Annotated in this window: 10 protein-coding genes and 1 pseudogene; all 11 read right to left on the minus strand. The window is 65.3% G+C overall.

Annotated elements, in window-relative coordinates; all coding sequences use genetic code 11:
* Positions 1–93: 93 nt before the first annotated feature.
* The 11 genes and pseudogenes from nifD to NKH93_RS22295 all read right to left on the minus strand — a co-directional run bounded on the left by nifD (position 94) and on the right by NKH93_RS22295 (position 12,155).
* Entirely contained in the window at positions 94–1,596 is a 1,503-nt protein-coding gene (nifD, locus tag NKH93_RS22250; protein WP_352972090.1) for a nitrogenase molybdenum-iron protein alpha chain, read from the minus strand.
* A 99-nt stretch (positions 1,597–1,695) separates the two neighbouring features.
* Positions 1,696–2,589, minus strand: a complete 894-nt coding sequence (gene nifH / locus NKH93_RS22255) for a nitrogenase iron protein (RefSeq protein ID WP_023801970.1) — start codon at positions 2,587–2,589, stop codon at positions 1,696–1,698.
* Between the two features lie 480 nt (positions 2,590–3,069).
* Positions 3,070–4,326: a type II toxin-antitoxin system HipA family toxin gene (locus NKH93_RS22260; RefSeq protein ID WP_352972155.1), complete on the minus strand. Its 1,257-nt coding sequence runs from the start codon at positions 4,324–4,326 to the stop codon at positions 3,070–3,072.
* Positions 4,301–4,627 carry a helix-turn-helix domain-containing protein gene (locus NKH93_RS22265; RefSeq protein WP_352972092.1) on the minus strand — a complete coding sequence of 109 codons (327 nt, stop codon included), beginning with the start codon at positions 4,625–4,627 and terminating at the stop codon, positions 4,301–4,303. The genes NKH93_RS22260 and NKH93_RS22265 overlap by 26 nt, the downstream gene beginning before the upstream one ends.
* Before the next feature lie 226 nt (positions 4,628–4,853).
* Positions 4,854–5,012: pseudogene (locus NKH93_RS34335) on the minus strand (ISKra4-like element ISMet1 family transposase); the annotation flags it as partial.
* 76 nt (positions 5,013–5,088) lie between these two features.
* On the minus strand, positions 5,089–6,195 hold the full coding sequence (gene fni / locus NKH93_RS22270; protein ID WP_502896477.1) for a type 2 isopentenyl-diphosphate Delta-isomerase: 1,107 nt from the start codon (positions 6,193–6,195) through the stop codon (positions 5,089–5,091).
* A 28-nt stretch (positions 6,196–6,223) separates the two neighbouring features.
* On the minus strand, positions 6,224–7,126 hold the full coding sequence (locus tag NKH93_RS22275; protein WP_352752915.1) for a terpene synthase family protein: 903 nt from the start codon (positions 7,124–7,126) through the stop codon (positions 6,224–6,226).
* Positions 7,123–8,673: a hypothetical protein gene (locus tag NKH93_RS22280; protein WP_352972095.1), complete on the minus strand. Its 1,551-nt coding sequence runs from the start codon at positions 8,671–8,673 to the stop codon at positions 7,123–7,125. Before NKH93_RS22280 ends, NKH93_RS22275 begins: the two co-directional genes overlap by 4 nt.
* A gap of 146 nt (positions 8,674–8,819) precedes the next feature.
* On the minus strand, positions 8,820–9,812 hold the full coding sequence (locus NKH93_RS22285; RefSeq protein WP_352972158.1) for a polyprenyl synthetase family protein: 993 nt from the start codon (positions 9,810–9,812) through the stop codon (positions 8,820–8,822).
* A 154-nt stretch (positions 9,813–9,966) separates the two neighbouring features.
* Entirely contained in the window at positions 9,967–11,310 is a 1,344-nt protein-coding gene (locus NKH93_RS22290) for a cytochrome P450 (protein ID WP_352972097.1), read from the minus strand.
* Positions 11,310–12,155: an SDR family oxidoreductase gene (locus NKH93_RS22295; RefSeq protein ID WP_352972160.1), complete on the minus strand. Its 846-nt coding sequence runs from the start codon at positions 12,153–12,155 to the stop codon at positions 11,310–11,312. Before NKH93_RS22295 ends, NKH93_RS22290 begins: the two co-directional genes overlap by 1 nt.
* Positions 12,156–12,309 lie beyond the last annotated feature (154 nt).

The following is a 12,309-nucleotide window of genomic DNA, read 5'->3' on the forward strand; positions in this document are numbered from 1 at the left end:
CGGCGGCACAGGGACGTCGAAACGTTTCAGGTCTCCCGCGGACAAAGGGCCACAGGCGTTCAACGGCCTCCCGGCTTCCGGGAGGCCAGGTTTTCATTCGGCTGCGATCGCCGCCGACGGCTCGGCTTTTTTCTTCCAGGGGGCGTCGTAGAGGTTCCAGACTGGGTTGTTGATGGCCAGATCCATGTCGCGGGCGAAGATGGCGAAGCCGTCGTAGCCGTGATACGGGCCGGAATAATCCCAGGAATGCATTTGACGGAACGGTATGCCCATCTTCTGGACCGGGTACTTTTCTTTGATGCCGGAGCCAACGAGATCAGGACGGATCCCCTCGATGAACTTCTCCAGCTCGTAACCAGTCACGTCGTCATAGATCAGCGTGCCCTTCTTCACGTAATGGCCGGTACGCTGATAGTCGTCGTTATGGCCAAATTCATAGCCAGTGCCGACGATCACCATGCCCAGATCCTCATATGCCGTGACGACGTGACGGGGGCGCAGCCCGCCGACATAGAGCATCACCGTCCTGCCTTCGAGGCGCGGCCGGTACTTGGCGATGACGGCATCGACCAACGGCCGGTATTTGGCGATGACCGCCTCGGCCTTGGCCTCGATTTCCGGCCCGAAATGCTTGGCTATCTTGCGCAGAGAGGCTTCAGTCTGGGAGGGGCCGAAGAAATTGTACTCCATCCAGGCGATGTCATATTTTTCCTCCATATGCCGGCAGATGTAGTTCATCGATCTGTAGCAATGGATGAGATTGAGCTTGGCCTTCGGCGCTCGCTCTATTTCGGCCAGCGTAGCGTCGCCCGACCAGTTGCCGACCACGCGCAGGCCCATCTCCTCGAGCAGGATGCGCGAAGCCCAGGCGTCGCCGCCGATATTGTAGTCGCCGATCACATTGACATCGTACGGGCCGGCCTCGAACTCGACGTCCTTCTTCTCGAACACCCAGTCGCGGATCGCGTCGTTGGCGATGTGGTGGCCGAGTGATTGCGAGACGCCGCGGAAGCCCTCGCAGCGCACCGGGACGATCGTCTTTTCGTGTTCCTTGGCCTTGTTGCGGGACACCGCTTCGGTGTCGTCGCCAATCAGGCCGATCGGACATTCGGATTGCACGCTCATGCCCTTGTTCAGCGGAAACAGTTCCTCGATCTCGTCGATGATCCGTTCCAGCTTCTTGTCGCCGCCGAAAACAATGTCCTTCTCCTGGAAATCGGAGGTGAACTGCATCGTGACGAACGTGTCGATGCCGGTCGTGCCGACGTAATAGTTGCGGCGTTGCGACCAGGAATATTGCCCGCAGCCGACCGGGCCGTGCGAGATATGGACCATATCCTTGACTGGACCCCAAACCACGCCTTTCGAGCCGGCATAGGCGCAGCCGCGAATCGTCATCACTCCGGGGATGGACTTGATGTTCGATTTGACCTCGCATTCGGAAAGGCCCTCGCTTTCCTCGCCAGCCTCGTCGCCGCTCTTTGCGACGCTGAGGTGCTTTTTGCGGCGCTTCGCCGCCTTGTCAGGATATTGCGACAGCACCTCCTCGATAAGCTTCGCATGGAGGGCGCCGTCATTCTCGTATTCCAGGCTCATGGGACCCCTTTCAAGGTTCAGGGTGACGCCTCACCAACGAGGCGCCGTTCTTTGAAAGGCGCGCCAGGTCAAGGCCGCGCCTCGTGTCGGCAGCGGTTGTTACTGTGCGGCCGCCTTCGCCGCTTCCTTGACCTGAAGCTCGGCAAGCATCTGCTCGTCAGTCTTCATGATGCCGAAGTCGAGCAGCATGTCCTCGAGCTCCTCCATGGTGATCGGGGTTGGGATGGTGCCCTGGCCCGAATTGGCATGGATCTTCTCGGCCAGTGCCCGGTATTCCCCGGCCTGCTTGGAGTCCGGCGCATACTGGATGACAGACATCTTCCTAAGTTCGGCGTGCTGGACGATGTTGTCGCGGGGCACGAAGTGGATGAGCTTGGAATTGAGCCTGGAAGCCAGCGCTTCGGCGAGGTCGAGCTCGCGGTCGGTTTGGCGCTCGTTGCAGATCAGGCCGCCGAGCCGCACGCCGCCCGAATGGGCGTATTTCAGGATGCCCTTGGCGATGTTGTTGGCGGCATAGAGCGCCATCATCTCGCCGGACATGACGATATAGATTTCCTGGGCCTTGTTCTCGCGGATCGGCATCGCGAAACCGCCGCACACCACATCCCCGAGCACGTCGTAGGAGACATAGTCGACATCATCGTAGGCACCGTTCTCCTCGAGGAAGTTGATCGAGGTGATCACGCCGCGGCCGGCGCAGCCGACACCCGGCTCAGGGCCGCCCGACTCCACGCATTTGATGCCTTTGTAGCCGACCTTGAGCACGTCCGCGAGTTCCAGGTCTTCCACCGAACCTTCCTCTGCCGCGAGGTGCAGGACTGTATCCTGCGCCTTCGCGTTCAGGATCAGGCGGGTGGAGTCGGCTTTGGGGTCGCAGCCGACGATGAGGATTCTCTGCCCGAGGTCGACAAGGGCGGCGAGCGTATTTTGGGAGGTGGTGGACTTGCCGATGCCGCCCTTGCCGTAAAAGGCGATCTGACGCAAACCTGACATGTAGCTTTCCTTCCTTCGTTCCATTCATCGCGGCTGCCGCGACATGAATGCCGGTCGGGCAGCTGTCGCCGCCTCGCACCCAAGGATCTCAAGACTCGTGCCAATTTGGCTCGTCGAATCGAAGAATAATTTTGTGGTTGTTTTTCAGGTATTTAGCTTGAAGCCGCAGAAAGGATCGTCGGAACAAGCCGTGTAGCGGACCCGACAATGGCGACACAAAGCGTCGGATCGCGATCCCCAGTCACGCATTCGTTCGAACCGCATCGTTGTGTTGAGGTGGGCGAACAGCATCTCGACCCTCTTGCGTTTTTGCGGGATGCTGCGAACTCTCCTGTTCCGGCGAGCTGACGTGCTTGGTCTCGCGTGCCCTCATCGACACTGCGCGGAATCTTGCGCCACGCTGGCATACCTGCGAGCCACCGCCATCAATTCGGGGCTGCGGGCGATCATCCGCAATATCATCAATCCAAGAGGCTCGGCTCACTTATTGGCGCAGGAGTTCAGTATCGGCGTCATCGCCTTCACATGTTCGTCGATCCGCTCGATCACTTTCGCCGCGACAACGTCGCGCTCAGGCAGATGCCACCAGTGCTCGTTGACGAGTTCGACGGTCTCGACCACTGCCTTCAGGACTGCCGGCTCCGGAAGCCTTGCACGGTTCGCGAATGCTTTCCATCGCGGTGCTGCTAGCGCCTTGAACGAGCGCTCCCCTCCAAGCGAAAGCGCCATGGCGTCGGCGGGAATATATGGCACGGTCGACAGAACGTCGTAGATTGGTGCAAGCACCGGCTTGTCGCCGTTGCCGGGATAAATCAAAGACCAGTTCTTCAGGTGCATGTCGCCATGGCCGGTGATGACCGTCAGCACCAGGCGGCGGACGAATTCGAGAGCCGCCGTAGGCGAGACGGCTACGCCAAGGGCCAAGGCTATGTCGTGATAAGCGGCCCCCTCATTTTTGCGCGAGGAATAGACACCGAAGACCTGAGCGAAATCCTCGATGTGTATCCTCTCGCCATCGGCGCCGCGATCGAAGCGATTGACGAGAAGGACCTTGCCCTCCGACAGCGTGTTGAATTCTTCGGGAACGCCCTCAAAATCGGACTTCTCGACCAGTTCGCATTCAGGAACCTCCATGCCGATCGCTGCAGCCAGCGCCAGGTTGGCGAATTCGTTCTCGGAAACGCCCGGAAACGCCGCCGAAGGGAACTTGGCGATGTACCGGCCCTGCTCGTCGTCCATCGGCAAGGTAAGGCCACCGCCTTTTCCAGTGTTCTTCATGACCGACAGCTTCATCTGCACGCCGGCAAGTGAGAACCGTGCCTTGGGTTTATCTTTTGAAGCATCCTGCGAAACCGCTATCGCGCCGTCACTGGGCAACGCCCGTACGGCTCCCGGCAGATCGGCGCCCAGCGCCGCTAAAAGATCGAAATCATTGCCTGGCCGGACATTGCCTTCGTGGTGCTTTTCCATCGCCTCGCGCAATTTCTCCTCCGGCAGGAGGTTCGCGAAGAAAGCGGGCAAGGCGCCCGCCAGAGGCTTCGGATCTTTCCGCAATCCTCCCGTCGCTGCCCGGAACGACAGGCTGAAAACCGGAAAGCCGCCCGTCGCGCGGTAGGCCTCATCGAAGTTGAATGCATTGAAATCGCCCGGCGTCCTAACGATTGTGCCGACCTTCAGTGCGTTCAAGAGCACGTCCAGCGACGGGATCGTCTTAGGTGCGCGAAAAACTGGAGCCATGATCGTCATCGTCAGGTTGAGGAACAAAAGCGGGTCGATCGTCATCATCATTCGGACGCAATAGAGCCTGGACAGCCGGCACCATGACTTGCGGAACCATCATCATTTCCAGACCGAGTGCGCGAGCGATATTCATGAGCGTCGTCGCACGCGCCGCTGCGGCTCCCTTTTCGATGTCGCGATAGCGGGGACGGGATATACCCGCCAAATCAGCGACCTGCTCCTGCGTCATGGCACCGGCCAGCCTCGCCTGCCTGAAAAGCCGACCGATCTCGCGCAGAATTTCCGATTCAGATGCCATCATGATGCCTATACGATCTATTCCAATGCGCGATGATACGCAAAAGTATCTCATTGCTCCGGTGAGTGCGATATGAGCCCAAGGAACCGGTGCGACCTGGGAGAGCAACTCGGCGGGAATATCGATGCCCTGGCTGCGGACATAATCGACAGCGCAGCTGAGATAGACGGTAAAGCGCGTAGGCTATTGGCGGCCCGTTCAGTTCTGGCTGTCGGAAAGGCGCCCGAAGCCGGTTGCGAAGTTCGCCCTTGATCTCCGCCGCCCGGAGCTGCACGAGCATATGCGCACCGTGAAGTGACCAGCGCATCTGCTGCTTCTTGACCATACGTTTCCCGACGACTGAGTTCACCGCCGACTCGGCGAGAGTGGTGGCGACGGCGAAGCCCAGCCCGGCAGCGCTTTCCATCCTTTCTCACTCAGTAAGACTAGGCGCCCGCCGCCACGTGCGGGCGCCGCCGGCGTCAACCAGCGGGCAGATGCGCCGAGGGCAACAAGCGCGCCTGACGCAACGCCGCCAGATCAGCCGAGCCGGTGCAGAAGCAGGCGACGGCCAACTGGCGGATGACGATCTCGAAATGCGCGACAACCGCCTCGGTGGATACCGTAGCCGCGCGTAGCACGCCGGCTGCCTGCCCGGCGATGTCCGCGCCCAGGCGGATCGCCTTGGCCACGTCGACGCCGTCGCGGATCCCGCCCGACGCGATCAGCTTCACCGCTGGCAGCGCCCTACGTACCGCCTGCACGCTGGCTGGGGTCGGAATCCCCCAACCGGCGAACGCCATCGCCACTCCACGGTCGGCGGCATCGCGGGCCCGCTCGCCCTCCACCGCGGCCCAGCTGGTGCCGCCGGCGCCGGCGACATCGATCACCGCCACGCCCGCCTGAACGAGCGCACAGGCCACCGAGGCGGACAGGCCCGACCCCACTTCCTTGGCCACGATCGGCACGCCCACGCTGCGCGCGGCGCGAGCGATCTGCGCCAGGACGCCGCGCCAGTCGCGGTCGCCCTCCGGCTGTACCGCTTCCTGCAGCGGATTGAGATGGACAATGAGTCCATCGGCCTCCAGCGCATCCACCGCCCGGCGCGCAAGGTCCAGGCCGTCAGCCTCGCGCAGTTGCGCGGCGCCGATATTGGCAAGCAATGGAATGTCTGGCGCCAGGCGGCGCAGCGCGCGCGTCAGCCCCTGGGAGTTGCGGGATTGCAGGCTCACGCGCTGCGAACCGACGCACATGGCTATCCCCAAGGCTTGCGCTGCCTCGCCCAGATGCCGGTTGATGGCCTCGGCGCGTGGCATGCCGCCGGTCATGGAGCTGATCAGCAGGGGCGCGCGCATGGTCTTGCCAAGCAGCGAGGCGCTCAGGTCGATCTGCGTCAGGTCCAACTCGGGCAATGCACAGTGTTCGAAACGAATGTACTCCCAGCCGGCGGAGGCCTTGGCCCGCGCTGTTCGCCGATCCAGCACGATGTCCAGGTGGTCGTCCTTGCGCCGGCTCAGGTTGGTGTCGCTGATGCTCGCTCCATCCGCCGCATCGGGCGACGGCGTTTCGTCGGATCGGACCGACGGCAGCGCGCGCACGCCGCCGTTTCCCGCGCGTTCAGGCCGGCGCACGCTGGCCTCCGCCCGCAGCGTCGCTGCGGTAGCGGCTGGTCGAGGTCTGGTAGTACTGCGCGCGGATGGCCGCCATGGCCTCGATCAACGGTGCCCACGGCGGGGGAAAGCGTTGTTGCGCCATCACCCCGTGCAGCATGCGCATATGGCCGGCCAGCTCGTCCTTGAGGAACTCCACCACAGGCATAGCCGGATAGCGCTGCAGCAGCAGGATCGCCGCGTTGTCTCCCTCGCCGGCCGACCTATCCTTTTCGCGTCCATGGAGATCGTTCTGCAAGCGCCCTATCGCGGAGATGAGCCGCAGGACCTGGCGAAACGCCGGACGCGCGCGCAAGGTCGCCATGTCCAGCCCCCACAGCAACGACAGGCAACAGAACACGTTCGTGTAGGCGATCGAATCGATGCCGTTGTGCAGGTACTCGGCGTAGGACCAGCGTTCCGCCCCTGCCGCCTGCGCGTGTCCGGCGCGCAGCGCCGCGCAGTAGCATCGGGTATCGTCGAGTAGCCGAGCATAGTCGCGACGATCGTAGGCGAGCGCGGCCAGCGAAGCGCGCAGCACAGCGCAGCCCTCGAATCCGGGGAGCGCGCACGGCACGCCCTGCCCCAGCGCCTGCTCCACCGCGGCGAGCTGCTCCGGCGCGATCAGGCCAAGGTCGTTGCAATCGTCGAGCCAGAACAGCAGCGCCAGTTCGCGATAGAACGCCACGATCAGCGTTTCGTCCTGCGGATCGCGGCCGGTGCGGGCGCTGGTGTCGCGCAGGCTCGGGTGGATGCGCTGCAGGATGTACTGGCCGCCCCTGACCGCTTCCACGGCATGCTCGTCGGCGAACCCGGTCAGCGAATGCCCCCACTCCAGCACCTGCTGCAGCGCGCGTTCGGTCTGGATCATGGCGCCGCTCCTGCTCCCTCGGCCAGGACGCGCCGCCCCCAACGGAGCGCCAGCCACAACCCGGCGAGTTCGGCCACGCGCACCACCCGGCTGGGGCAATACAGTTCCTTGCCGATCCACAGCGGCGTCTGCGGCCATGCATGCGCCGCATGGCGGGCGAGCATCCACTCCAGCGCACGCGCCACCGCCTGCGCGATGCGCCGGCGCCCTGTCGGCTCTTCGCTCCCGTCCATCACGTGCAACGCGAACAGCGCATAGGCGGTTTCTTCGAATGTGGACGCGCGACCGGCGCCCCAGCCGCCGTCGCCGCGCTGCGCCTGCAGCAGCGCCGCCAGCGCGCGCTCGTCGCGCCACTGGGGCTTGCCTTGCGCCAGCGCAGCGACCGCATGCGCGGTGGGATACAGCCACGAAACGTGCCATTTTTCGTTGTCCCATAGACCGTGCGCGTTGCGATTGGCCTCGACGTAGGCGCTGGTGCCGGCGGCGGGCTTTCCCAACATTCGCAACGCATGCAGGGCGTGGATGTTGGTCGACACCGAGGCATTCCGCTCGCCGGGGAAGGTGACGAACAGCTCGCCGATTTCGAAATGGCGCAACGCATGGACCGCCGGGTCGCGGCCTGCAAGGCGCAGGACGCACATCGCAACGGCGGTATCGTCCGCATCGGCCGCGAAGTGCAAGGCCGGGCCCAGACCGCGCACGCCCAGGCGGGCGTCGAGCTGCGCGACGATCACTTGCACCGCCTCGGCGAGCGCGGGATGCGCGAACAGACCGGCCAGATGCAGGGTGTACAGCGACCAGCATGGCTCGAATACATTGATCGGCCAGACGTTGGGAAAGACACCTTCGATGCCGCTGCGCGTCGCCCGCGATGCCGCCTGCAGATACGCGTCGGCGCGCCCGACCTGCGGCGTGCTCCCCTGTGTCACGGCGTGCGCACGCCACGCGGCGGTGGCCGCCGGACTGATGCCGATGCTGCCGTCGTCATCCGGGCATGCGGTGGTCGGCGACGTTCCCCAGGCTTCCCAGGAGTGCAGCAACGGATGGCCGCTCGGCAACGTCGCCACCGCCCCCAGCTTGACCAGGCACGCTTGCCGCAACGGCAACAGCGCCGGGTGGCGCGGAAACGCCACCCCGCCCAGCAAGGATGCGGCCTCGCCGCACAACTGCGGCTGGATCCGCTCCGCGCCGAGCGGCGCGTCTTCCGGCACCGCATGCGCGTAGGGATCGGGCTGGCGCTCGAGGAACCGGGTTGCAGCCTGGACTGCGTCGGCAGCGCCGGGAAGAGGATCGGCACGCTGCAATGCCAGCAACGCCGCCCACGTGGGCGCATGGCGGAACAGCGGGAAGTCCGCACTTCCCCATCCGCCATCGGCCTGTTGCTGCGCGATGAGCCACGCGTATGCGTCCTGCCGACCGGTGACGTTGCCGTGGAACTGCAGAGCTCGCGCCGTGTCGTAGACGGACGGACCGACGCTGCCGCCGTCCCTCATCTCGCTCAGCAGGTGGCGCAATTCGGAAAGGATCTGTTCGGACAGCGCGTTCACGCGGGATGTTCCTTCTGCAGACGGTTGACGAGAACCAGGATCGGCAGACGCCGCGCACATCGCCGCGGACTTGGGCACAGTGCAGCATGCACCGCTGGCGCCGGCCGATCGCACCGGCACAGGGGCGAGTCCATGCGGACGGGCGCTCATGCGTATGGCGCGGACAGATACACGTTGGCCCGCTGCAGCATCTGCGCCAACCGTTCCGCACGCGGCCCCAGGGGGGCGATGGCCTCCCCGGCGTCGCGCAACAAATCCAGCGCGAACTGGCGCGCTGCCTGCAGCCCCATGATCGACGCGCAGGTCGGCTTCTGCGCCGCCGCGTCCTTGCCGGGGGTCTTGCCCAGCGTCGCGGTATCCGCTGTCGCGTCGAGAATGTCGTCGATCACCTGCAACGCCAGGCCGAAACAGGCGGTATAGCGATCGAGCGCACAGTACAGCGCAGCGTGCGCGGCATCGTCCGCGATGGCGCATAGCGCGCCCATGCGAACGGACGCGCGCACTAGCGCTCCGCTCTTCTTCCGGTGCATCGCCACGATCCTGTCCAGCTCGGCGTGCTTTCCGACCAGCGACAGATCCATGGCCTGCCCGCCTGCGGCACCCTCGGCGGAAACCGCCTGCGCCATTTCGCGCACGAGCGCGATTCGGTTGTCGCCCGGCGCATCCAGGCTCGCCAGGGTCAGGAAGGCGTGCGCCTGCAGCGCATCGCCGACCAGGATCGCAGTGGCTTCGCCGAACTTTACGTGCACGGTCGGAAGGCCGCGGCGAAGCACGTCGTCGTCCATCGCGGGCAGGTCGTCGTGGACCAGGGTACAGGCGTGCATCATCTCGATGGCGGCGCCGACGTCGTCGAGCATGTGCGCCGGCGTGTCGGCCAGTGCGCCGGCAGCCAGACAGAGCAAGGCGCGGGTGCGCTTCCCGCCATGCAAGGTGGCGTAGCGCATCGCCGCCATCAGCTCGGTCTCACCGTCGTCTTCGGCGCAGAGAAGACGCGCCAGCGCCTGTTCGACCCGCTTTGCGCCGTCCTGCATCCAGATCTCCGGCAGCAGCCTGCCGGATGCGCCGCGCGCCTGCGCGCCCAATCCGCCGAGCGCGGAAACGCCAGTTCGGTCGTCGTGTAGCGTGGAACCGGTCTGCATGTTTTTCATGTCCTTGTACCTGACACGAGATGGCCACGGCGAGCGCCAAGCCGCAGCGGTGTTGCCGGCGTCGCACGGAGCGCGTGCGCTGAGCGCAGCAATGCCGCGCCTCGCCGGCGCGGCTGCCTCGCCACACGGGGCATGCGATGCCAGCTCATGAGAAGCCTATGCGGATTGCCAGGGACGGATGTGCGGTCGGGTAATAGCGCCGGCCTTTTTCGACGCCGCTCAGCAACTGCGGCCGCACCCCGGCCTTGTGCATGGTCAGCGCCAAGGCGATGCAGAACTGCACCATTTCCAGCCATACCAGGTGGTAGCCGATGCAGACGTGTGGGCCGGTACCGAACTGCAGCATGTCCACCGGCCGGATCGGCTCCGTGCGTTGCAGCCACCGCGCCAGGCGGAACTGATCAGGCGCCTCGTGCAGCAGCGCCGAGGTCGAGAAATGCAGCAGCGGGATGCACAGATGGGTGCCCGCGGGAATGCGCCGTTGGCCGAGTTGCAATTCCTGCAGGGCGCGACGCGGCAGGAGCGTGGTCGCCGGATGCAGGCGCAGCGTCTCGCGGAACAGCGCCTCGGCGACCGGACACTGCGCCAGGTCCGCGTGCCGGGTCGGCACCGCGCCCACGCGTTGCGCCTCCTCGACCAGGGCGTCCCACAGCACAGGCTGCCGCGCCAGCTCGATCACCATCCAGGCCATCGTCGAGGCAGTGGTGTCGTGACCGGCAAGCAGCAGCAAGCGGATATTGGCGACCAGGACGTCATCGGAAAGCGCATCGTCGCTGCGGTCGGAGGCGCTCACCATGTCGTTGATCAACCCGGTGCGCGCGGCATGCGCGCGCGCATTGCGGACGAACTGGCGCAACTGCGCGTCGATCCAGTCGCGGGCGGCGCGGCCTCGCCGCAAGGGCAGTCCGGGCAGGTCGACCGGGGGCGCGACGATCAACTGCAGCAGTTGCCGGTACTTGCGATGCCATCCCGGCAGGTCCTGCGCGGGGATTCCCATGAGGCCGAAGATGAGCTTGAGCATCAGGTCGCCGGTTTCGCGCAGGATGGTTACGTCGCCGCGGTCGCGCCACGCCTGCACCCGTGCCCAGATGACGGGCGCGAACAGGTCGCCGATGCCGGCCTGGGTCAGCCCCTTAGGCAGGAACGCCGCCTTGATCGCATCGCGCGCCTGCCGGTGCGCGCCGCCGTCCTGGGCAACCAACGTTCCGCCAAGCAATTCGGGCGCGATCTCTTCGATCAGCGCCGAGGACACGTCCTTGTGCCGGAGCAGTGCGAACGCATCCGGATGCACACAGGTCATCAGATGTCCGGCAGGGCCGAAATCCAGCCAGAAGTGGCTGCCCAGCGTCCGTTCCGCGCGCCGCAGCAGCCGCGGCAGGTCGAAGACGATGGCGGGAAGATGCCCGACCAGGGGGAAAGCGCCGGGCATGACCGGGATGTCGTGTCGCAGCCGGTGCCGACGCTTGAGCGGATTGAGCAGCATGTCCATCAGCAGCGCGCCGCCGCGGCCGCTTCGGCGGTGTCGCCGGCAGGCCGCGCGGCGCAGCTGTTGCCACCGTCAGCGTACGTCGGCACATGCGCCAGCATGCCGCCGTCGATGCACACGACCTGGCCAGTGATGAACGCAGCATCGTCGGAGAGCAGGAACGCCACGAGCGCGGCCACGTCCTCGGGGCGGCCGACGCGCTGCAGGAGCTGGTGCCGGCGCAGATGCCGTTGCATGCACTCGTCCAGCTTGGCGAGGAGACGCTCGGTCATGACGAGACCCGGCGCAACGGCGTTGCAGCGGATCTGCGCATGACCGTACTGGGTGGCGAGCGAGGCCGACAGCATGTTCATCGCCGCCTTCGACGCGGCGTAGGACGTCTGCGCCGTGTCACCGCTGAGTCCCTGGCACGACGACATGTTGACGATCGCGCCACCGCCACGGGCGATCATCCGTGGGATGGCCTGCCGGCAGCAGAGCAGCGTGCCACGCAGATTGGTGGCCATCGTCTCATCCCAAACCGCTAAGTCCAGGTCGAGGATCGCGCGGTCGCGCGGGGTCAGATGCATGGCGCTCGCATTGTTCACCAGCAGGTCGACCCCCCCGAAGTGCCGCTCCGCCGTCTCAAACAGCGCTGCTACCGCCTGCTCATCGGCGATATCCATGGCTATGGGCAGCGCGTGGCCTGCTTCGGCCGCGATCTGCGCGGTGCAGGCGATGGCCGCCGAGCCATCAATGTCGGCCACCACCACTCTGCCGCCCTCGCGCGCGATGGCGAGAGCGCATGCCTGGCCGATGCCGGCGCCGGCGCCGGTCACCACGGCCACCTTGCCTTCAAACCGTCCCATCGTGTCTCCTGAATTGCATTGGTCTTTCGCAGCATGCCGCTGGGCCTGCTCCGGAGAAGGCGCAGGGTCGGCGCTGGCGCGCTCGTCATGGCCAGCGTCGCTTTCGATGACCCGAATGGCGGCGACCGGGCACTGGTTGGCCGCAAGCCGCACG

Origin of the sequence: Mesorhizobium sp. M0954 (assembly GCF_040319155.1) — a bacterium.
GTDB lineage: Bacteria > Pseudomonadota > Alphaproteobacteria > Rhizobiales > Rhizobiaceae > Mesorhizobium.